This is a genomic window from Variovorax sp. F042, assembly GCF_057814215.1.
Genome location: NZ_JBVASX010000004.1, coordinates 343,331 through 364,279 on the forward strand (window position 1 = coordinate 343,331; position 20,949 = coordinate 364,279).

25 protein-coding genes are annotated in these 20,949 nt (G+C 64.4%); 11 read left to right on the plus strand and 14 right to left on the minus strand.

Features of this window, described 5'->3' with window-relative positions; translation table 11 throughout:
• Positions 1-68: 68 nt before the first annotated feature.
• The 8 genes from ACZYSP_RS16960 (at position 69) to ACZYSP_RS16995 (ending at position 5,930) form a co-directional block, all read left to right on the plus strand.
• The gene (locus tag ACZYSP_RS16960; protein ID WP_093052028.1) at positions 69-338 is read left to right on the plus strand and encodes a hypothetical protein; all 270 of its coding nucleotides are present in this window, start codon (positions 69-71) and stop codon (positions 336-338) included.
• 284 nt (positions 339-622) lie between these two features.
• The gene (locus ACZYSP_RS16965; protein ID WP_093078160.1) at positions 623-892 is read left to right on the plus strand and encodes a hypothetical protein; all 270 of its coding nucleotides are present in this window, start codon (positions 623-625) and stop codon (positions 890-892) included.
• 44 nt (positions 893-936) lie between these two features.
• The gene (locus tag ACZYSP_RS16970; protein WP_093078161.1) at positions 937-1,218 is read left to right on the plus strand and encodes a hypothetical protein; all 282 of its coding nucleotides are present in this window, start codon (positions 937-939) and stop codon (positions 1,216-1,218) included.
• Between the two features lie 146 nt (positions 1,219-1,364).
• Positions 1,365-1,793, plus strand: coding sequence for a hypothetical protein (locus ACZYSP_RS16975; RefSeq protein WP_093078163.1), 429 nt, complete (start codon positions 1,365-1,367; stop codon positions 1,791-1,793).
• A 106-nt stretch (positions 1,794-1,899) separates the two neighbouring features.
• Positions 1,900-3,435: a GGDEF domain-containing protein gene (locus ACZYSP_RS16980; protein ID WP_093078164.1), complete on the plus strand. Its 1,536-nt coding sequence runs from the start codon at positions 1,900-1,902 to the stop codon at positions 3,433-3,435.
• Positions 3,436-3,576: 141 nt separating this feature from the next.
• Entirely contained in the window at positions 3,577-4,650 is a 1,074-nt protein-coding gene (locus ACZYSP_RS16985) for a putative FMN-dependent luciferase-like monooxygenase (protein WP_093078166.1), read from the plus strand.
• A 10-nt stretch (positions 4,651-4,660) separates the two neighbouring features.
• Positions 4,661-5,305 carry a CMD domain protein gene (locus ACZYSP_RS16990; protein ID WP_093078167.1) on the plus strand — a complete coding sequence of 215 codons (645 nt, stop codon included), beginning with the start codon at positions 4,661-4,663 and terminating at the stop codon, positions 5,303-5,305.
• A 13-nt stretch (positions 5,306-5,318) separates the two neighbouring features.
• A complete protein-coding gene (locus ACZYSP_RS16995) occupies positions 5,319-5,930 on the plus strand; it encodes an alkylhydroperoxidase domain protein (protein WP_093078169.1) in 612 nt (203 codons plus the stop codon).
• A gap of 119 nt (positions 5,931-6,049) precedes the next feature.
• Here ACZYSP_RS16995 and ACZYSP_RS17000 read toward each other — a convergent pair whose 3' ends face one another.
• Positions 6,050-6,391: an RcnB family protein gene (locus tag ACZYSP_RS17000; protein ID WP_093078170.1), complete on the minus strand. Its 342-nt coding sequence runs from the start codon at positions 6,389-6,391 to the stop codon at positions 6,050-6,052.
• A 532-nt stretch (positions 6,392-6,923) separates the two neighbouring features.
• Entirely contained in the window at positions 6,924-7,496 is a 573-nt protein-coding gene (locus ACZYSP_RS17005) for a tetratricopeptide repeat protein (RefSeq protein WP_177192813.1), read from the minus strand.
• Between the two features lie 510 nt (positions 7,497-8,006).
• Here ACZYSP_RS17005 and ACZYSP_RS17010 point away from each other — a divergent pair.
• Complete coding sequence (locus ACZYSP_RS17010) at positions 8,007-8,660, plus strand: hypothetical protein (RefSeq protein ID WP_093078173.1); 654 nt, start codon at positions 8,007-8,009, stop codon at positions 8,658-8,660.
• A gap of 22 nt (positions 8,661-8,682) precedes the next feature.
• On the opposite strand, the gene ACZYSP_RS17015 is transcribed toward ACZYSP_RS17010, so the two are convergent.
• From ACZYSP_RS17015 to ACZYSP_RS17035, 5 genes are read right to left on the minus strand one after another with little or no spacing between them, the layout of a single operon-like run.
• Complete coding sequence (locus ACZYSP_RS17015) at positions 8,683-9,180, minus strand: hypothetical protein (RefSeq protein WP_489015440.1); 498 nt, start codon at positions 9,178-9,180, stop codon at positions 8,683-8,685.
• Positions 9,181-9,230: 50 nt separating this feature from the next.
• Positions 9,231-9,758: a carboxymuconolactone decarboxylase family protein gene (locus ACZYSP_RS17020; RefSeq protein ID WP_093078176.1), complete on the minus strand. Its 528-nt coding sequence runs from the start codon at positions 9,756-9,758 to the stop codon at positions 9,231-9,233.
• Entirely contained in the window at positions 9,758-10,717 is a 960-nt protein-coding gene (locus ACZYSP_RS17025; protein WP_093051989.1) for a Bug family tripartite tricarboxylate transporter substrate binding protein, read from the minus strand. Before ACZYSP_RS17025 ends, ACZYSP_RS17020 begins: the two co-directional genes overlap by 1 nt.
• Before the next feature lie 35 nt (positions 10,718-10,752).
• Positions 10,753-11,553, minus strand: a complete 801-nt coding sequence (locus ACZYSP_RS17030; RefSeq protein WP_093078178.1) for an SDR family NAD(P)-dependent oxidoreductase — start codon at positions 11,551-11,553, stop codon at positions 10,753-10,755.
• A complete protein-coding gene (locus tag ACZYSP_RS17035) occupies positions 11,550-12,389 on the minus strand; it encodes an amidohydrolase family protein (protein ID WP_093078179.1) in 840 nt (279 codons plus the stop codon). The genes ACZYSP_RS17030 and ACZYSP_RS17035 overlap by 4 nt, the downstream gene beginning before the upstream one ends.
• A 70-nt stretch (positions 12,390-12,459) precedes the next feature.
• On the opposite strand from ACZYSP_RS17035, the gene ACZYSP_RS17040 reads away from it, so the two are divergent.
• Positions 12,460-13,380 carry a LysR substrate-binding domain-containing protein gene (locus tag ACZYSP_RS17040; RefSeq protein WP_093078181.1) on the plus strand — a complete coding sequence of 307 codons (921 nt, stop codon included), beginning with the start codon at positions 12,460-12,462 and terminating at the stop codon, positions 13,378-13,380.
• Here ACZYSP_RS17040 and ACZYSP_RS17045 read toward each other — a convergent pair.
• From ACZYSP_RS17045 to ACZYSP_RS17075, 7 genes are read right to left on the minus strand one after another with little or no spacing between them, the layout of a single operon-like run.
• The gene (locus tag ACZYSP_RS17045) at positions 13,362-14,348 is read right to left on the minus strand and encodes a TRAP transporter substrate-binding protein (protein ID WP_093078182.1); all 987 of its coding nucleotides are present in this window, start codon (positions 14,346-14,348) and stop codon (positions 13,362-13,364) included. The two genes, ACZYSP_RS17040 and ACZYSP_RS17045, sit on opposite strands and share 19 nt — an antisense overlap.
• 32 nt (positions 14,349-14,380) lie before the next feature.
• Positions 14,381-15,088, minus strand: coding sequence for an ABC transporter ATP-binding protein (locus tag ACZYSP_RS17050; protein WP_093051974.1), 708 nt, complete (start codon positions 15,086-15,088; stop codon positions 14,381-14,383).
• A complete protein-coding gene (locus tag ACZYSP_RS17055) occupies positions 15,078-15,809 on the minus strand; it encodes an ABC transporter ATP-binding protein (RefSeq protein WP_093078184.1) in 732 nt (243 codons plus the stop codon). The genes ACZYSP_RS17050 and ACZYSP_RS17055 overlap by 11 nt, the downstream gene beginning before the upstream one ends.
• Positions 15,806-16,849, minus strand: a complete 1,044-nt coding sequence (locus ACZYSP_RS17060) for a branched-chain amino acid ABC transporter permease (RefSeq protein WP_093078185.1) — start codon at positions 16,847-16,849, stop codon at positions 15,806-15,808. The genes ACZYSP_RS17055 and ACZYSP_RS17060 overlap by 4 nt, the downstream gene beginning before the upstream one ends.
• Positions 16,849-17,727 (minus strand): branched-chain amino acid ABC transporter permease, encoded by an 879-nt coding sequence (locus ACZYSP_RS17065; protein WP_093078187.1) that lies wholly within the window; start codon positions 17,725-17,727, stop codon positions 16,849-16,851. Before ACZYSP_RS17065 ends, ACZYSP_RS17060 begins: the two co-directional genes overlap by 1 nt.
• Complete coding sequence (locus ACZYSP_RS17070; RefSeq protein ID WP_093078188.1) at positions 17,724-18,971, minus strand: ABC transporter substrate-binding protein; 1,248 nt, start codon at positions 18,969-18,971, stop codon at positions 17,724-17,726. The genes ACZYSP_RS17065 and ACZYSP_RS17070 overlap by 4 nt, the downstream gene beginning before the upstream one ends.
• 59 nt (positions 18,972-19,030) lie before the next feature.
• Complete coding sequence (locus tag ACZYSP_RS17075) at positions 19,031-19,819, minus strand: putative hydro-lyase (RefSeq protein ID WP_093051961.1); 789 nt, start codon at positions 19,817-19,819, stop codon at positions 19,031-19,033.
• 169 nt (positions 19,820-19,988) lie between these two features.
• On the opposite strand from ACZYSP_RS17075, the gene ACZYSP_RS17080 reads away from it, so the two are divergent.
• On the plus strand, positions 19,989-20,918 hold the full coding sequence (locus ACZYSP_RS17080) for a LysR family transcriptional regulator (RefSeq protein ID WP_093078190.1): 930 nt from the start codon (positions 19,989-19,991) through the stop codon (positions 20,916-20,918).
• Positions 20,919-20,949 lie beyond the last annotated feature (31 nt).

A 20,949-nucleotide genomic window follows, 5' to 3' on the forward strand; every position in this document is an offset into this window, starting at 1 on the left:
GCAACGTAGAAGCCGAACGTTCACACCCGCTTCTTCGGATTGTCATTTGGGCGCGCCACCATGCGCGGATGGCTGGTCAACTTATCTCCATCGCCCTGACAGTGGATCAACACGACGAGGGCGACTATTTCTGGGTGCTGCTGGAATCCTTCGACAACTCGATGGAGTTCGAACCGCTGATGGAGGCGGCCAAGGGCTTTCATACCTACGCCGAGGCGTTGCAGGCGGGCTACACCGTGCTGCGCGGCCTGTCGGAAGACCTGAACGTCGGCCCGCGCGAAGAGGTCGACGAATCGGTGTTCGCTGAAGAAGACGACGCTGTCGGCGAGCTCGACTAGCGGCGCATCCCCCCAATCTTTCGCTGTCGGCGCGCAGAAGTTGGTCGCGCCGAAATTTGCGCCCGCCTGCGCGCCTATACCGATTGACGGAACCCACAAACATGGGTGGTGTTAGCCAATTGGCGGATGTCCAATGGCTGTCAGCAAGCGTAGGCTCTGACCGACACGTATCCCCGTGGCCATGCGCAGACAGTGCATCACTGCATGTCGCAGGTGTCGCGGCCGGTGGGTGTGTCCTGTCAAGACAGCCGCCGATGCGAGCCACAAGAAAGTCGGGGAATCAAATGGTCGAGTATTTCCGGGTAGGACTGCCCTACATCCGTGTGCGTTTCAAAGTGCCCGCGCGACGCGGAAGCCGTGTCGAGCTCAACGGCAGATTCGGTGTCATCACCGGTGCCAGCGGGGAACACGTCCTCGTCAAGTTCGACGGCGAGTTCGCCGCGGCAATTGTTCACCCTGTTGACCTCAACTATGTGGAGGCAGGGGAGGCAACTGAGCCGGTGAAGCTTCAGCCGTCGGTGCCGGGGGGCACAGCCAGGCCTTGCGCCGAGTAGGGCGCGGCTATGCTCGGCGGCAGTGTTTGATGCAGCCGAATGAAATGAAGAAAACCAACCCACCGAAGAAAACCAGCAGCTACGACGTCAAGAAGCAATGGCACTGGGGTCGCGCCATGCGCGAACTGCGCATCGCCGATTTCCTGAAAGACGGGCGGGTGCTGGTGCCGGGCGAATACACCGGTGAAGGCCCGGCCACCGACGACGGCACGGGTGCGCTGCGAACTGTGGGCGGCATCCAGGTCGGGGCTGCCGACTACGCGACGGGAATGATGTGGGTGGGCCGCAAGCTGCGTGAGGGCGACCTGCCTTCGAAGCCCGACTGATCGCCCCCCATTTGGTCGCCAGCGGTCGCTGAATCGACTGCCCAAGCAGCCGCAGACTGGTTAACAATGGCAAAAAACTGTATATTCGTACAGTATTTTGGCCGCAAGCCTTGTTCAGCGCGGTACGCGCTTGGGGGCGATGAACCATGAACCAGTTTGAGCTTTTCTTCCCGCGGGTCGCAGCAACGGCATTGCCCATCGCACTGTCGCAACAAGCGCCGCCGCCGTCATTGCCGCAAGAAGATCGCGAGGAGCCGTTCCAGTTCGAAGACGTCGAGGTCGAGGCGCGTGTCACGTACGCCGTGCGGCTAGCCGACTATCCGCACCCGGCAGCCGATGCCGTGAAGGTCGCCGAGCAGCGCTTCCGGCGCGAGATCGACCGGCAGCTGGGCGCCGATGTGGTCGAGGCGCTGCGCGCATTCCAGAACGCGAGCGAATCGAGCGAAAGCGATCTGTCGAAGGCGGAGATCGCGATGGCCAAGCGCTGGGCCAAGGCCTACGACGCGGCGCGTACCGCGGGCTTTCGCGACCTGGGAGACACCGACGAGGCGTTTTTCGACGTGCGGTCGATCTGAGCCGCGCTGACGACCGCGCCTGCAGATTGCGCGGAGGGTGACGATTCGGCCGCAGCTGTGTCAAAGTCGGGCAAGGCTTCAGACATCACTGCTTCGAAAGTGCATCGTGTTTCGTCGACGATCCATCACCTTCCGGACGACGGCCTTCGTGGCCGTGGTTTGCCTCGCCCTCGTGGCGCTCGACGGCTTGAACAGCTGGCACTCGCGAAGGGTCCAGCTTCAGCAGATGAGCGTTGCGACGTCGAATCTCGCACGTGCAATGGCACAGCAGGCGGACGACACGATCAAGCAGGCCGACACCGCGTTGGTCGGCATGGTCGAACGCATGGAATACGACGGCACGGGGCCGGCCGCCATCGAACGGCTTCGCAAGGTGCTCGCGATACGGGTGGCCGAGCTCCCGCAGCTCGACGGGCTTCACATCTACGACAAGGATGGAAACTGGGTCGCAAACTCCCGGCAGACACCGCCGCAAAACCTGAACAACGCGAGCCGGGAGTACTTTCTTTATCACCGCGAACACGAGGAGCGGGGACCGCACATCGGTGTGCCGGTGAAGAGCCGCGTCAACGGCAAACTGCTCATTCCCGTGTCACGGCGCATCAATCGCGCGGACGGCAGCTTCGGCGGGGTGGCGCTCGCGACGATCGACATCAGCTTCTTCACGAAGTTCTACGACAGCCTCGACATAGGCCAGGCAGGCGCAGTCGCGCTGGTTCTCGAGAGCGGGACGATGATGACTCGCCGGCCGTACAGCACAGACATGGTCGGAAGAAACATGCTGGACACCGGCCTCTACCGTTCGTACGTGACCCAGGGCCCGGTCGGGACGGCTGAAATCCTGTCGGCGCAGGACGGCATCACGCGGCTGAACAGCTTCCGGCGCCTCACCAACTACCCGCTGTTCGTTGCGGCGGCCCTCTCCAAGGACGAGATCCTGGCCGCCTGGTGGCGGGAAACGCTTTGGCATACAGGAGGCGTCATTCTCCTGGCGTTGATCGTCGGTTTCGTGGGATGGCGGCTGGTGAAGCAGATGGAGCTGCGCAGCAAGACCGAGGCCGAGCTGCGGCGCGCACGCGACGCGCTGGAGACGCTCAACAAGACCCTGAACACCCTCGCGATGGAGGACGGCCTTACGGGTTTGGCAAATCGCCGGCAGTTCGACGTGACGCTCGACAACGAGTTCAGCCGTGCCATGCGAGACGCGAGCACCCTGGCGCTCATCCTGATCGACGTCGATTGCTTCAAGCAGTTCAACGACATCTACGGCCATACGGCCGGGGACGAGTGCCTGCAGACGATCGGCCGCACTATCTCGGGCCTCGCATCCCGCCGCCCGGGAGACCTCGCGGCTCGCTACGGCGGGGAGGAACTGGCCGTGCTGTTGCCGAACACCGATGTGGCTGGCGCGGCCGTGCTGGCGGAAAGAATCCGCAGCGCGGTGCGCGACCTGGCAATCGTGCACGCCGGTGCTCCCGACGGCTTTGTGACACTGAGCGCCGGCGTGGATGCGCTCAGCCCCTCGGTCACCCACGGACCGCCGAAGGAGTTGATTCAGTCCGCCGACAAGGCCCTGTACGCGGCCAAGATGGGAGGCCGGAATCGCGTTTGCACGGCGGAGATACGCCCTACGACGGCGTGAACGGCTTTCCGCGCTCCCGCTGCGAGGACAGGCGGCGATACACGCAAACCGCATAAACAAGCGCGAAATCCGGATTTCCCTGCGGACCGCATCACGGGCAAGACTCGAAGGCTTTCGACAACCCAGCCTTCTTCTCTTCGGATGCCCGGCACTTCTCACTCCCCGCGCCAGCTTCGCCTCGGCTTCTTCAGCCGCCTGCTCGACGACGCGACAGCCGCCGAGCGCTACCGTCTCGCCGCTGCGCAGATCGCCCACGCCGAGGCCTTCGGCTTCGATTCGGCCTGGGTGGCGCAGCACCACTTTCACGAACACGAGGGAGGGCTGCCGTCGCCGTTCGTCTTCCTGGCCTATGTGGCCTCGCGCACGAAGCGCATTCGCCTGGGCACGGGCATCGTCACGCTGCCGCTGGAAAACGCCGTGCGCGTGGCGGAGGATGCGGTCGTGCTGGATCTGCTCTCGCAAGGCCGGCTCGAGGTGGGCGTGGGAACCGGCGGCACGCCCGAATCTTTCGCGGCCTTCGGGCTGGATGGCAACGACCGTTCGGCCATCTTCGCGAGACAGCTTGCCGCGGTGCGCGCAGCGTGGGCCGGCAAGCCGCTGCAGGGCGGCGACACGCTGTACCCCGCGGGCTCGCCGCTGCTGGACCGCATCTGGCAGGCCACGTTCTCGGTGAGCGGCGGCACACGAGCGGGGGAGGCTGGCGACGGCCTGATGCTCTCGCGCACGCAGCCGCGTCCTGAGCACGCGCCCGACGCGTCGCTCGCCGACATTCAGAACCCGATCGTCGATGCCTACCTTGCTGCATTGCCGCCCGGCAGCACGCCGCGCATCGTGGGTTCGCGCAGCGTCTTCGTCGCGGAGACCCGCAAGGAGGCGCTGCGCCTGGCCGACATCGGTCTGCGCCGCTCGGCGGCCCGCTTCGCTGCTTCGGGACAGATCGGCCTCGCTGACCGCGCCGGCCCTGATGCCCCGCTCGAACAATTGATCGCCGCGTACGACGTGCACGTTGGATCGCCCGACGACGTGATCGCCTCTCTGCGCGCCGACAGAACGCTCGCACGCGTGACCGACCTGGTCTGCCAGGTGCACTCCGTCGATCCGCCGCACGAGGCGATCCTGCGCTCCATCGAACTGACCGCCACCGTGGTCGCGCCGGCCCTCGGCTGGGCGCGCGATGCGAGCGTGTCGGACCTTCAATCCCTTGCACTTCTATAGGCTGGATTTCATGAACGCCACCGCTTCTTCTTCTGCGTCTGCTGTGCCTGATGTCATCGACCGGCTCGTCGGCATCGAGCCGGGCAGCCACCTCGACCAGATCCGCGTGCAGCGCGAGCAGGCGCGTACCCATGCGCAGCAGAGTTATCTCTCGCTGTTCGCGCCGACGCCGCCCGTGTTCGGGCATTTCGAAATCGCAGACCGGTTCGCCGTTGCGGCCTTCGTCGCCGGACTGCACGGGCGGGCCGATGTGGCGCGCTTCTATGCCGATGCGCTGGCGGGGCAGGGCGCTCGCGCCGGGGTGGCGGAGGCCATCGCCATCGAAACGAAGCGGGGTTCCACGCAAGGGCCGTACGGGCGCTATCCCGCAGGCCCGCTCAGCGCCGAAGATGCCCCTGGCCCTTCGTATGCGGTGGGCGCCGCGCAGCGTCCGGTGCTTGGCGAGCGGCTTTCGGCCGGCCTCGTGCATGCGCACCTGCTGGTCTTTCATCCACGCGACGCGAGCCCGGCCGCGCTGCAGTCGCTGCTCGATGCGGGGTGGTCGAGCACCGAGATCGTGACCCTGTCGCAGCTCGTGGCCTTCCTGGCATTCCAGATCCGTGTCGTCACCGGCCTCAGGGCGCTGGCGCAACGCCCCGTCACCCTTGTCGATTGACCCGAGGAACACCATGACTGCCGAATCGGTCCTGAGCCATCCCCACAACACGCATCCGAATGCCTTCACGCAGGCGCAGCTCGAATGGCTGCCCTGGCTCGAACCGCTGCCCGAGACTGAACTGACCGAGCGGCATTTCGCAGGGCTGGTGGACGCATCGCGCGCCAAGTCGCCGTACTTCCGCCTGCTGGCGCGCGACCCGGACATATTGGGCGCGCGCACCCGCACCGACAAGGACATCTTCTACAACCCCGAAGCCGGCCTGCCGCGCGCCGAGCGCGAACTCTCGGCCGCTGCGGCCTCGCGCTACAACGGCTGCATCTACTGCGCCTCGGTGCATGCGCGCTTCGCCTCGCATTTCTCGCAGCGCACGGACGATGTGCAGCGCCTGCTGGACGAAGGCGTGAAGGCCGACCTGGGCGAGCGCTGGAATGCGATCGTGGCGGCCTCGGTCGCGTTGTCGGCTACGCCATCTGCGTTTGGCGCGGAGCACATCGAGCAGCTGCGTGCGCAAGGCCTGGACGACCTCGCGATTGCCGACGTCATCCACGGCGCGGCGTTCTTCAACTGGGCCAACCGGCTGATGCTGTCGCTGGGCGAGCCGCAGGAGCGTGGAGGAGATTGAGTCACGCCAACAAGCTCAGGAGCCAGTTGAAGAATTGACCAATGGCGACCATTGCCGCCCATAAAGCCCGGAGTGCGTCCAGCAAGTTCACCGCCCTGCAATGCAACAGATGCGCTGTTTCAGCGAGGACCAAAACCTGGCCCCGACCCGCCATGGCCGCCATGTCCAAAAAATGCAGCCAGGAAAGTCGCAGCGATGATGCCGGTGGCTACGGCCACGAGCACATATTGACCGTCGACATAGCGCCAGGCGTAGCCCTGTGGAGGCGCATAGAGACCTCTGGACTGCCAGTCGCTCACGACATACACCTCGCCTTGATACCCGGGCGGCAGGGGCGAGCCAGGTGCCAGGACCACATTGGTGGAAACGGGAGTTGGCGCGACCACGCAGCCGCCGAGAGTGGATGCCGCAACGATGGCGGCCATGGAGACCGCGGTAAGTTTCTGGGTGATGTATCGCATGTTGGTTGAGCTCCTTTGAACAACGGAGGCTCAGCCTATGCCACCACTTGGGCCGAAATTTGGAGATGGGATGAGAGGTGCCGGTTGACCGGTCTCCCGGAGGGGATTGAAGGTCGAGTTGCAGGCCGCGACAAAGCCCCGATGTCTGTTCCCAGCCCCAACGCGGCGAACCTCACAGTCACTATCTACAAACGCACGTTGAATTGATTTCGTTGGTTTTCCAGCTCGGTCCGACGTACTTCTCTCCCTCCAGAACTCCGACAAGTGGCTTGCACTGAGCAGTGCAAGCGTTGCGGCGCTTTTCACCAGCTCGATCCGGGGAGACTCCGAAATAGAGAAGAACTCCGACCCAAACTACCGCCACGCTGCTGAACACAACGAGTCTTCGCCACTTCACAAAAAAATCTCTCATGGATGACTTGCTAGGACTGTAGCGACGGGACTCACGACGAGGTTGGAGGAAGAGGGCCTTAATCTACTTCTTCGACGCGAATCACGGCCGCGTGAGCATTGTTGTGCGGCAGAGCAAGGTCTAGGAGATCAAAAGATCCGAATCGTCATTGACCATGGAGACCATGAAGCCCCAGCACACTGCGGCAAGAATCTCCACGAGCCCGATAGGCTGCCAAACAATACCTCGTCTGCCGCGCAGATCTTGAAGACCCAGTTCTCGCAGCGCGAAGGCATGACCATGCATCGCAGCTTCTTTCAGGACTTCATAGGACCGCTGAAGATCGCGTGAAACGCCTTTGCCATGAGCCAACGAATAGCCGACACGAAACATCGAGGGCAGATGTCGCTTTTCTGCGCCCATCGCATAGAAGCGATGGGCCTTCGCATGTTCGCCAGCTCGCGTCAACCAACGGGCGAAGTAGAAGCAGCCCAGCGGATGCCCGTGAACTGCTGCTCGCTCGTAGTAGGCAGCAGCTTGGCTCTCGTCTTTCTCGCAGCCAACCCCTTGAGACAACATCCAGGCGACAAAAACCTGGCTTTCGACATGCCCTTCGTCTGCCTGCACTTGATAGAGATCAAAGGCCAGATAAAGCAGGCCGTCCGTGTATGCCTTGCGGGCGGCGACCAGTTTTTCTTCGCGGTCTGCATGCATGCGTTCAGGGCCTTGTCTCATCGAGTCGCTTCGGCAACCGGTCCGCAAACAGTTCTACGGCCGGCATCTGCAGATGCATTGGCCGACTTTGTCGGGCACACAGATCGTGCCGCAATGACCGGAACAAGCGTAACGACATGCTCAATGAGGCAATCAAAAGTCCTTTTCTGGTTTCTGTGATTGCTCCTCGAAAGGATTACTTTGGCCTCCTTGAGACCTTGTCGAAGGCCTCGAGGTCGCGCCTCACAGGACGGCAGGTATCGTTTTACAGAACTCCCGCACAGACTCCACGTTGGTTTCGATGGGGGCGCGCACACTGCCTCTCGACAGTGGTTCGGCGCTGGTAGAGGCCAGGGAGAAAAAAGCCGCTCAGGGAAACCGCCTCGATGCCGACCGCTGTCACTTTTCCTCTCATACTCAGGCGCTGCCCCTGCGATAGATGATGCGTCGGTGCCGACCTCTTCCATGCCGCTTGGATAATGCGGTCTTTGTGTCAGCAGCAAAGCAAGAATGAGTGCCGCGGATTTCCTTTTCTCTCCCGAAGTACAGAAGCTCCTCACGGTCCTGTACGCGGCGCCCGATCAACAGTTCTCGACGAGTGAGCTTGCGCGGCGGGCGAAGCTGGAGGAGGCCGAGACCGCCCTCACCGTGGAGCATCTCGTCCGCAGCGGCATCGTGAAGCGGCTGGCGGCGAAGGCAGACCAGGGCGATACCGTTCAGGTCGATCGCTCGTTCGTCTTTCACAACGAACTGCGGAACATCGCATTGAAATCGTTCGCCGCGGCAGAGCCGATCCGCGCCATGCTGCGTTCCAAGTTCAAGGACTCGGTCGTGCGCGCGTTCGTTCTGGGAGAGGACGCGCAAGGCACTGTGGAACTGCTGGTCGTGCATGGTCGGCTGGTCCCTGACGAAGCCACCATGACGACAGCTTGTCAGAAGTTGTCGAAGACCATGGGCCGCCACCTCAAGGTGCACGTCATCCCGATCAACAGGCTCAATGGCATGTCGCCGCGCGACCCGTTGTCTTCGAAGCTCTCCGCGACCACCGTGCATGAGGTCGTCGCGCTCGGAGATACCAAGGCGGCACTGCCTGTCGAACGGGGCAGTCTTTTGCAGGCGGCCAGGAAGAAGCTCGCTACGCTGGCCAGACCATCCGCGCGATAGGCTTCGGCGATGCGAGCCGTGCTCAGCGTGCGGCCGACAGCCGACGAAACATGGTTCGCCCCGTGTTCCGGAAAGCGGGGCGAATCCGCGAGCTCCAAGGCGTTGCACGCACGGCCAGCCACTCGGGGCTGCCCAGGGTCTCGGCGCCCGCGAGGTCGTAGCAGGCGTAGTAGCGCGGCGAGCCTGCGGTGTCGATGTACCGGGCCGCCCGGATGGTCCCCGGCACGGCGGCCAGTCCGGGCAGGTGTTCCTGCGCGTACCAGGCGTTGAGGTCGTCCTCGAACTCGGGAAGCACGTCCGTTTCCACAACATAGTGGTGCGAAGCAACCTGGCCGGCCGACGCGCCCTGTACCTCCTGCAAGCAGGCGAGCCGTTTCCACTCGCCGGCAACCCCCTGGGGCGTGAGCACCGGCGGCGTGCTCCCTGCCGCGTAGAAATAGACCCAAGTGCCATTCATTGCCTGCCATGGCTGAACTCCAGGCAGCAGCGTGCGGACCGGCGCGAGCGGCTGTTCGGCCATGGATGTGTCGGACTTGAGAAGCCATAGATCCTGCATTCCGGGCTCCTCGTTCAATGCGCGACGTTCAGGGCAACGAGCAGGCGCGACACCATGTTGTAGGCCGCCACTGTCGCCACGACTTCCACCACGCCCTTGGGGTCGAAGTGCTGCTGGATCCGGCCCATGAGCTCTTCCGGAACCACGACCTGGCGGGTCATGGCATCCGTGAGTTCGAGCACCAGGCGCTCCAGCGGCGCGAACACGCCGGGCAGCACCTCTTGCCGGACGGCGTCGATCTTCTCCGCGCTGACGCCTGCCTTCTGTGCATGCGGCACGTGCGCGTCGTACTCGAAGCTGGCGCCGTTGAGCACGGCGACCCGAAGGATCATCAGTTCGCGAAGATCGGCGGGTACGCCAGTCTGGTTGCGAACCGCCGTGAGCATGCGCTCCCAGCCCGAGGCGATCGGTTCGCTGTTGAGGAGCACCTGATAGAGCAGCGACACGCGACCGCGCTGCGCCATGATGCGGGACTCGATCTCGGCCAGCTCGGGGCGTGTGCCGGGCTGTACGAGGGGTACGCGGACAGGGGTGGTCGTCATCACTCGGCCTTGATGTTCTTGGTGTGGATCAGCTTCGCCCACTTCTCGGTGTCCCGCTTCTGGATGGTCGCCAGTTCCTGGGGCGTGGACCCGGCAGGCTCCGTGCCCGTCTTCAGCAACTTCTCGCGCACGCCCGGGTTGGCCAGCGTGTTACGCACCGCCTTGCTGAGCGCCTCGACGATCTCGGGCGGCGTCTTCGCGGGCGCAAACAGCGCATACCAGTTGTTGGTGTCGACGCCCCGGATGCCTTGCTCCTCCAGTGTCTTCACGTCCGGCAAAGAAGGGTGCCGCTTGTTCGAAGCCACACCCAGCGCCTTGAGCCGTCCGCCTTGCAGATGTCCAAGCAGCCCGGGCACGTCGCCGAAGAATCCGCCGATCTGGCCTCCCATCAGGTCCGTGATGGCCGGCGCTGCACCCTTGTAGGGGACATGAAGCAGCCTGGCGCCGCTCGAATCGGCCAGCTGCTCGATTGCCAGATGCGGAATGCTGCCCGTGCCGGAGGAGCCCATCGGTGTCGCTTCGGCGCGCTTCTTCGTTGCTGCCACGAAATCGGCCGCGTCCTTGGCCGGGTTGCTCTGCTGGGTCACCAGCAGTTCGACGTTGTTGACGACCAGCGAGACCGGCGCGAAGTCGCGCTGCATGTCGTAGGGGAGCTTCTCGTACAGCGAAGAATTGATCGCAGCCGCGCCGACGCTGGTGAACCACAGCGTGCCGCCGTCCGGGGCCGACTTCATGACATCGACGGCGCCGATCGCGCCGTTGGCGCCAGGTTTGTTGTCGACGATGACCGTGCGGCCCAGCTCCTTGCCGAGCTGTTCGGAGAGGATGCGGGCGACCGAGTCGACAGGTCCCCCGGAGGTGAAGGAAACGACGATCCGCGTCGTCTTCGGCTGTGCATGGACAGCGGGCGCCAGCGCCATGGCAAATGCTGCCGCGAGCAGGATGCGTTGGATGGTCATGAATGTCTCCGTCTTTTTTTTGGGTAACTCGAATCTCAGTCGCAGCGCGCGGTCATGCCACCGTCGACGATCAGTTCGGTGCCGGTGATGAATCGTGCCTCGTCGCTGGCCAGGAACAGTACCGCGCTCGCGGTGTCCCGGCCGTCGCCCATGAAGCCGAGTGGAATGCGTTTCTGGCGCTGGGCCAGCAGTGCGTCGACGTCGCCGCCTGCGCGCTGCTTCGCCAGGCGTGTTTCGACCATTGGCGTGTGCAGCTGTCCCGGCACGACGCTGTTGACCCGGACACCCTTGGCCGCGTGCTGGACCGCGATCACGCGCGACATCTGGATGACGCCGGCCTTGGTCGCGGCGTACGCCACCTGTGCACTGCCGGTCCAGCGCAGGCCGGAAGTCGAAGAGATGTTGACGATCGAACCCGCGCCCTTCGCCAGCATCGTGGGAAGTACATGCTTGCAGGTCAGGAACACGCTCTTGAGGTTGGTGTCGACCTGCAGATCCCATGCTTCTTCGGCCAACTCCACCGGCCCGCCCGCCGCGGACCCTCCCACGTTGTTGACGAGGACGTCGATGGTCCCGTACGCGTCCAGGCACGCGGCCGCCATGGCCGCCACGCTCTCGCTGTTCGTGACGTCGCAGACCCATGGCGTGATCGACGCGCGGACGTCACCGGCCAGCTCGAGCGTCTCGTCGAGCCGGGCGCGATCGCGATCGACCGCCAGGACCCTGGCGCCCTCCTGGGCGAGGCGCACGGCGATGGCGCGGCCATTGCCCCAGCCGGCGCCGACGCAACCGGCGCCGGTCACGATGGCGATCTTGTTCTCGAATCGGAGGCTCATGGCCTGTCTCCAAACTGATAGAGGCGTTCCGGATTGCCGACCAGCAGCGCATGGCGCGCAGATTCCGTGGGGGCGATCTCGGCAATGAGGTCGACAAGTTGCTGCTCGTCGGGAATGGGGCCGGCGTGGTTCGGGTGCGGCCAATCGTTGCCCCATACGACCCGGTCGCCGAACTCGGCGACCAGCGTTCGGGCAAAGGGCTGGGCGTCGGCGTAGGGTGGGCCCAGCCGCGTGATGCGGTCCATGCCGCTCACCTTGACCCAGAAGCGCTCGTCCGCCATCAGCCGCAGCAGCGCCTGGAAGTCCGGCTGGTCAAGACCCAACGCCGCATCGATGCGCCCGATGTGGTCGATGACCACCGGCGTGGGCGAGCGACGCAGTGCGGGCGCCAGGTCCGTGAGCAGCGCGGGATCGCCGTGAATCTGCAGATGCCAGCCAAGCGGCGCGAAGCGGCCCGCCAACGACAGGATCCCCTCCATGTCCGCGTGCCGGCCGAGGTGGCCCATGAAGTTGAAGCGGACGCCACGAAAGCCTGCGGCGTGGAGCCGCTCGAGTTCTGAGTCGTCGACGTCGGTCGGCAGCAGGGAGATCGCGCGGTAGCTCGAGGGCCGCGACGCAACGGCGTCCTCGGCGGCGCGGTTGTCGAAGCCGTGGCAGGTCGACTGCACGACCACGCAGCGTTGCAGGCCGAGGCGGTCGTTCAGCGCATACAGGGCTTCCTTGGGCGCATCTGTTTCGGGAATGGAGGCGGCGTCCGGGGCGTAAGGAAAGCGCGCGCCGGGCCCGAACACATGACAGTGGGCGTTGCAGGCGCCTGGGGGAAGGGGGAAGGTCATGCAGGCAGTTTCCCCATCGATAGCCACCGGCGTAAGGACAACATGCCTATATCAGCTATGCTGAATTCCTATGGAATTGCGCCAGCTTCTGTATTTCGTCACCGTGGTCGATGCGGGGAGCTTCAGCCGCGGCGCGGTAGCGCTCAACCTCGCGCAGCCCAGCTTGAGCAGGCAGATCGCCTTGCTGGAGGCAGATCTCGGGCAACGCTTGCTGGTGAGAACCGGACGCGGCGTGACCACGACGGATGCAGGCGCTGCGCTGCTCGTTCACGCACGCGCGATGCTGGACATCTCCCGCCGTGCCCGCGACGAATTGCAGGAACTGGATGAGAGTCCCGGCGGCCGTATCGTGGTCGGCATGCCGCCGCGGGTGGCCCTGGGCTTGAGCACGCCCCTGATCCAGCAGTTCCGGGAGAGGTTTCCGCGCGCAGTCATCACCATCCTCGAAGGCCTGAGCGTCTCGCTGCGCGAATCCCTGATCGCGGGGCGGCTGGATCTGGCGTTGCTGTTCGATCCCGCCGCTTCGCCCCAGCTGAGCTTTCAGCCCTTGATGCGCGAAAAGCTATTGCTGGTCGCGCCGCCCAAGAGCAAGCTGCCGGCTCGCGTCGGACTGGCGGCACTCGCGAACTACCCGATGGTGTTGCCCAGCGCGCCAAACGCAATCCGGCACCTGCTCGACTCCGTCCTTGGCCCGCGTCGCATCGAGCTCCAGGTGCTTGCGGAGGTGGGAGCTGTCCACACCGTGCTTGCGCTCGTTGCAACCGGGGTCGGGTGCACGATTCTTCCGGAGAGTGCCCTCGGCGCACCCGGCGGCGAGGCATTGCCGCGGGCGCCGATCGGGCCGCCCAGCATCTGGAATGCATTGGTGCTTGCGACACCGACCGCGCGTCCGGCCACCCGTCTTGTCCGCGGCACGGCAGAAGTTCTTCAGGAGCTGGATTTCCGGCGTCGCGAGACGGATCCGGGAGATATCTATCGCTTGTCGAAATAGGGAATGAAGACATCGTTGGCGGATACGCCTACTTGCTTCACCCAATCCAGCGAAAAACGTTCCCCGAGACGCTTGACGTCTCGGCCGAACAAATAGGAAGGTGATTCGATCTTCATGCCGCTTCGCTTCAACTCTTCCAGGGACTGAGCGGCAACCGATGCGCTGTTGGACCATCCGCGAAGTTCTGCCGCTGCGCTCGCGTTCTTCAATGCCTCGCGCAATGGGGCGCCAATGGCGTCCCATGCCTTCTTGTTGGCAAACACAATGTTCTTGGGAAAGAACGCATTGATTTCGTAGAAGTAGTGCATGGACTGCCATGCACGGCTTTCCACTCCAGTTACGGCGGACGTCATCATGCAGTCGATGCGTCCATCAGCGAGTGCCTTGTTGAGTTCTGTAGCTGGAACATCGACGGCTTCGGTGCCCATGAGCGTTGCGATCTTTGCAGTGTTTGCGTTGAACGTGCGCATTCGCATGCCACGCATGTCCCCCAATCCGCCAAGCGGTCGGGTCGAGTACAAGCCTTGCGGTGGCCACGGCACGGCATACAGAACCTCCAGTCCCCGGCTTGCGAAGGCTTTCTCGATCAGGGGGCGCTGAATTCGCCAGAGCCGAAGTGCATCGGCATAGCTGTCGGTGATGAATGGAACCGAATCTGCGCCCGCGATCGGAAGGTCGGCGACAAGACTGCTCATGATGACTTCGCCAGCTTCGACTTTTCCATCCTGCACGGCGGATTGGATGGCATTCAGCGCATACAGGGAGTTCTTGGGATAGACGTCGATATGAAGCTGCCCCTGCGTCGCGAGCTCAACATCCTTGGCCATTGCGATGAGATTGGCCGTGTGAAAGTTCTCCAGCGGGTATCCCGTTGCAATCCGCCAAACAGTTGCACCGCGTACGGAGGAAAGAGCCCCCGCGCCGCACGCCAGCAGGGTAAAGGTACGACGAGTGACTCGATGGTTCATGAATGGCCTCGGTTGATGCTGCGAAGGGGGGGTCACATGCCCAGATACACGCGACGTACTTCGGGGTTGTCGCGCACCTCGGCTGCCTTGCCTGACAGCATCAGCCGGCCTGTCTGCAGCACGTAGGCACGCTCCGCGATCTCCAGGCTTTCAGCCAGGCGCTGCTCGACCAGAAGCACAGTCACGCCAGCCTTGCGAATCGTCAGGACCGCCTCGAAGATTTCGTCGACCAGCTTGGGCATGATTCCTTGCGAGGGTTCATCAAGCATCAGAAGACGCGGCCGCGTCATCAAGGCGCGGCCGATGGCCAGCATCTGCTGCTCGCCACCCGACAGCGTCTCCGCCCGTTGCTTCAGGCGCTCCTTCAAGCGCGGAAACAGCGTGAACACCTGGGCCAGCGGTGCGTCGCGGTCTGCCTTCTTGCGATGCAGGTAGCTGCCCAGGCGCAGGTTGTCTTCCACCGACAGGCGCGGAAACAGCCGCCGGCTCTCGGGAACGAACGCCAGCCCGCGCGCGGCGATCTGGTGGCCGGGCAGGGCATCGATGGCCTCGCCGGCGAAGCGGACCTGGCCCGACTGCGTCTTGACCAGCCCGGCAATCGACTGGAGCAGGGTCGACTTGCCGGCACCGTTGGCACCGGCGACGACGACGATCTCGCCTTCGTTCACGGACACCGAAATATCGGCGATGGCGACCATGCCGGCGTAGGCCGTTGTCAGGCCATTGACTTCAAGCAGCATGGCGTGTTCCAAGGTAGGCGGAGATCACCGCCGGGTCGCGCACGACGTCGGCGGGGCTGCCGCTGGCAAGGACGGTGCCCAGGTTGAGGACGATGGCGCGGTCGACCAGCGGCATCACGATCTGCATCACGTGCTCGACCATGACGACGGTGATGCCCGCGTCGCGCACGCGCCGGATCAGCTCGACGCCCATTTGCGCCTCGCTCGGCGTGAGGCCCGTGAGCACTTCGTCGAGCAGCAGCAGCTTGGGTTCGGTGGCCAGCGCCCGTGCAACCTCCAGGCGGCGCTTCTCGGGTGGCGTGAGTTCGCCGGTGAGGGTGCCGGCCGTGCGCGAGAGGCCGGTGAAGTCGAGCACCTGCAGTGCGGCCAGGCGAGCCGCCTTCGACGAGGCGTGGCGCACGAAGCCGCCGACCATCACGTTCTCCAGCACCGTCATGGAATCGAAGGAGCGCGGGACCTGGTAGGTGCGCGCAATGCCGAGCGCGCAGCGGCGCGTGGCCGGCAGTTCGGTGATGTCGCGGCCGTCGAAGCGGATGCTGCCCGAGGTCGGCAGATAGGCGCCGGCGATCAGGTTGAACAGGGTCGACTTGCCCGCGCCATTGGGCCCGATCAGCCCGAGGATCTCGCCCCGGTGCACGCGGATGCTCACGTCACGGTTCGCGACGAGGCCGCCGAAGCGGCGCGTGACGTCGATGGTCTCCAGAAGAATGTCGATGCTCATCGTGCAGCCTCCCGGATCCGGGTCTTCCTGGCGAACAGCTTGATCAGCCCTTCGGGCTTGAGCAGCGCCACAGCCATGACGAGGCCGCCGTACAGCATCAGGTCGAGGCCGCCGCCGGAGCCGCCGACGTAGCTGCGTGTGAACTCCGACAGCGGCACGAGGATCGCAGCGCCGAGGATCGGCCCCCACAGCGTGCCGATGCCGCCGAGCACCACGGGCAACACCATCAGCAGCGAGAACCGGAAGTGCATCACGCTGTCGGGATCGACGTAGGACACGAAGGCCGCATAGAAACCGCCGCCAATCGCGGTGAAGAAGGCCGACAGCGCGGCGGCCGCCATCTTGGACCGGAACACGGTCACGCCGAGGCTTTCGGCAGCTTCGGGGTGGTCCTTCACGGCGCGCCACCAGTAGCCCCATTTCGAGCCTTCGATGAAGAAGGTCAGCAGCCAGGTCACGACGAGCAGCCCGAGCGCGAAGAAGATGTAGGGCGTCTTGTCTCGCGCAAACTGCAGCGTGGCCCAGCTGTCAGGGCCGAAGGGCCATTGGATGCCCGTGGCGCCGCCGAGCCAGTCCCAGTTGTGGACGATCAGCAGCCCCATCTCGGCAATCACCAGGGTCGCGATCGAGAAGTAGTGGCCCTTCAGCCGGAAGGTGCCGTAGCCGAGCGCCAGGGCCAGCAACACCGCCAGCCCGCCACCGGCGAGCATGCCGAACCAGGGCAGCACGCCGTAGCTCACATAGAGCTTGCTGACCGCATACGCACCAACGCCGAAGTACAGCGCGTGGCCGAGCGAGATCTGGCCGCAGTAGCCGCCGAGGATGTTCCAGCTCTGCGCAAGGGCGGCGTACATCAGCGTCAGCACGATCACGTTGCGCAGGTAGGCGTTCTTCACCAGCAGGGGCAGCAGGGCGATGAGTGCGAACACCACCACCGCCTCGATGAGCTGGCGGCGCCGATGCCGGGTGACGCCGGCCAGCAAAGAAGACGAAGAAGACGAAGAAGACGGCACGGCCGCAGGGGAAGATGGGATGGACATCAAAGCTTCCCGAACAGCCCCTGCGGGCGAAGAAAGATGACGACCAGATAGAGCGCGTAGATGCCCATCGATTTCATGGCCGGCGGCAGGATGTTGGCAGTGAGGGCTTCGACCAGCCCGACGACGATGCCCGCGACGAGCGCGCCGAACACGCTGCCGAAGCCGCCGAGCGCGACAGTGATGTAGGCGATGGTCGCAAAGCCTGCGCCCACCTGGGGATGAATGGCGTACGAGGTCGCGAGCACAGCGCCTGCCACGCCGACCAGCGCCGCACCCAGGCCCCAGCCGAGCGCGAACACGCGGTTGCTGTCGATGCCGACCAGCGCGACCGCGCCCTTGTCCTCGCGCGTGGCCTCCAGCGCCCGGCCGAAGTCGGTGCGCGTCATCATCAGGTACAGGCCGCCGAAGGCGACCAGCGAGATGAGGCCACCGAAGATCTGCGACCAGGGCAGGAAGATGCCGCCGAGATCGAGCGTCTTCGCGCTGAGCCAGGTGTGGTCGACATTGCGGAAGTCCGGCGTGAAGAAGAACTGCGCACCGCCCTGGATCAGCGTCGCCAGGCCGAAGGTGGAGAAGATCTGGACCATGCCCGTGTTGACCTTGGAGCGCATCGCATGCCGCACCACGCCTGCATAGACGCTCGCGCCGACGATGAACATGACGGCCGCCACCAGCGGCAGCGAGAGCACCGGATCGAGGTGCGCGAACACCGCGAAGCCGAAGGTCGCGTACATGGCGAGCATGAGGAACTCGCCGTGGGCGAAGTTCACCACGTCCATCAGCCCGAAGATGAGCGAGAGCCCGGCGGCGATGAGGGCATAGATCAGCCCCATCAGCAAGCCGGTGGCCAGGATCTGCGGCAGGGTGGAGGCGGTCATGGGTTCATCGGCCAGACCGGCGTCGCGGTTGCGACTTCGAACGGAAACACCGTCGAGAACTTGCCTGCCTTGAACTGGATCAGCACGGGGCTGGCAAATGTGTTCTGGCCCGTGGCGTCGAACTTCACGCGCTTCCACGGCATGATGGTTTTCTCGCCGGGAATGTCGGTGGCAACCAACGCTTCGCGGATCTTCTTCGGCTCGACCGATCTGGCGCGGTCTATGGCCTCCGCCAGCACCATCATCGCGGTGAACACCCGCGAGGTCTGGTCGTTGAGGTCGCGTCCGGCGCGCGCCTTGAACATGTCGTTCACGGCCTTCGCCGACGGCCGCTTGTCGCCCATGTCGGCGGAGAAGCTGGCGCGCGAGATCATGCCCTGGAGCTTGTCGCCCACCGATTCGAGCGTGGGCTTCTCGATATAGCCGGCCGCTTGCGTCACGAGGTTCTTCGGCTTGTAGCCGATCGACGCCATCGCATTGGTCAGCAGGATCGCATCGCTGGTGTAGCTGGAGGGCAGCAGGACGTCAGGGTTGGCCGTCTTGATCTGCTGTGCCTCGGCGCTCAGCGAGGGCGAGTTGGCGCGGTACTTGATGTCGCAGGCGATCTTGTAGCCCCGCTCGTTGGCCAGCTTGCGCTGCACGGCGGACGAGTCCGTGCCGAAGATGGTGTCTTCGTAGAAGATGCCGACGCTGCCGATCGGCTTGCCCTTGCTCTTCATCGCGTCCATGAAGTCGAACATGGCCTCGCTGAACATCTCGTCATGCGCCGAGGTGCGAAAGAAGTACTTCAGGCCGCGCCGGCTCAGGCTCGGGGAAGACGAGTCGGCGCAGAGATAGGGCACCTCGTAGCGCTCGCAAGTGGCGCTCACCGTGGCGGAGACGGCCGAGTGGAATGCACCCACGATGGTGCAGACGTTTTCCTGCGTGATCAGGCGTTCTGCCTCGGAGCGACCCTTTTGCGGGTCGCCCTGGTGGTCGGCGTAGACCACCCGCACCTTTGCGTTCCCCAGGCCTGCAAGGCCGGCATTCCGGGCACCCGGCAGGTCGAGCGTGCTGGCGGTGTTGATGATTTCAAGTGCGGTGTCGATCGCGTGCTTGCTGTCCACGCCGACCTGCGCGCTGGACCCCGTCAACGGGTAGATCACACCGATGACGACCTCGCCTTTCTGGGCCAGGGCCTGGGTGAAGGCGCCGTTCAATGCCACGGTGCCGGCAATGCCAATGAGGGCTTGTCTGCGTTTCATGAATGAATCTCCGGTACTGCAGGGGTGAATCGGGGAGGAAGCGTGAAGGCGATGAAAAGTCAGAACACCGCGAGGTGGCTGTTGCGGACGTCCGAGACCAGCATCTGCCCAGGCTTGTGGGTGATTGCAAGTTTCGGGCGCGCTGTGCGAATTGCGCGTTGCGGTGTCACGCCGCAAGCCCAGAACACCGGCACTTCGCCGGGCCGGATCTCGGAGCGCTCGCCGTAGTCGGGCTGCTCGATGTTCCGGATGCCGATGGCCGCCGGGTCGCCGAAATGCACCGGCGCGCCGTGCACGCCAGGAAAGCGCGATGTGATCTGGATCGCCCGGATGGCCTGCTGCGGCGTCATCGGCCGCATGCTCACGACCATCGTGCCGCCGAAGCGGCCGCTCGGGACGTTGGCGATGCTGGTGTCGTACATCGGCACCGTGGTGGCCTGCTCGATGTGGCGTATCGGCAGTCCGGCCTCCAGCAAGGCTTCTTCGAAGGACATCGAGCATCCGATGACGAAGCCGACCATGTCGTCGGTCCACAGTTCGCGCAGGTCGAGCACTTCGCCGGCCGGCTCGCCGTCGCGGAAGACGCAGTAGGCCGGTGCATCGGTGCGCAGGTCTACCTCGCCGAGTTCGGGCACGCGCCAGTCGCCGGGCTCGCTGACGCCGATCACCGGGCAGGCCTTCGGATTGAGGCGGCAAAAGCGCAGGAACTCTTCGGAGAATTCGCGCGGCAGGATCGCCAGGTTGCCCTGTGTATAGCCGGGGCTGTGGCCTGCGGTCGGGCCCCTGAAGCGGCCTTCCCGAATCTCGCGGCGCAGATCGTCAGGATTCATCCAGATCGTGGAGTTCATCGGGTTCTCGAGGGAAGTGAGCAAGGAATTTGCTTACTGTAGAAATCGCAGTGAACCGCGTCCATCGAGGAATTTGCGCGGGCACTGTTCAGAGAAATTGAACAGCGCACGCCCCACACCGGGGAATGAGGCTGCAACGTAGTGCGCTCGCGCACTGGATCAGGAGCAAGTGAACACCAAATTCATCGAGACCTTCGTGATGCTGGCCCGCATCTGCAGCGTGCGCCGCGTGGCGGAGCACCTCAATGCCACGCCCGGGACCATCTCGATGCGTGTGCGCAGTCTCGAGGAGGAACTGGGCGTCACGCTGTTCGACTACGACCACAAGACCATGCGCATCACGCCGGATGGCGCGCGCCTGCTGCGCCATGCCGAAGGTGTGCTGGAGGCAACGCGCGCCATCCAGGCTGCTGCGGCCAGCGGCAGCGCGATCGGCGGCCGCATCCGCGTCGGCGTGCTCGAGACGGCCGTGCATACCTGGTTGCCCGACTTCATGAAAGCGATGCGGACCCAACTGCCGCAGGTCGAAGTCGATCTCACGGTCGACCTCACCGTGGATCTGGCCGACCAGTTGATGCGGGGCACCCTGGACTTCATCCTGCGGGTGAGCAACGAGGTCGGCAGCAGTTATTCGGTCATGGAAGACCTGATGTCGTTGCCGATCCACTGGGTCGCCAGGCGCGGGCTCATCCCCAAGCGCGACGCACTGCGCAAGACACTCTCGCACCAGTTGCTGACGCAGGTGCGCGGTACGACACCGCACATCGCCGCGGTCAATCTCGCGCAGCAGCTCGCGGCGCGCCAGGGCATGGCGCAGGGCGATCTGCGCATCTCCGGTTCACCGTCGCTGGCGGCATTGGTGTCGCTGGTGCGGGAAGGCGTCGGTGTCGGCATCATCCCCGGCTTGCTGGTCAGGGAACACATCGAACGCGGCGAGCTCGTGGTGCTGCCGTTGCCCGCGCCACCCTCACTCGGCGTGGCGCTCTCGCACCAGTCCAATGCGACGCCCATCGTGCTGCGCACCGCCGACATCGCGCGACAGGCGTGCAAGGCGTATTGCAGGCGTTGCGGCTCCCAGTGGGTGCAGCACCTCGGCTGACTGGCATACCAAACCTGAAAATACCTTCAAC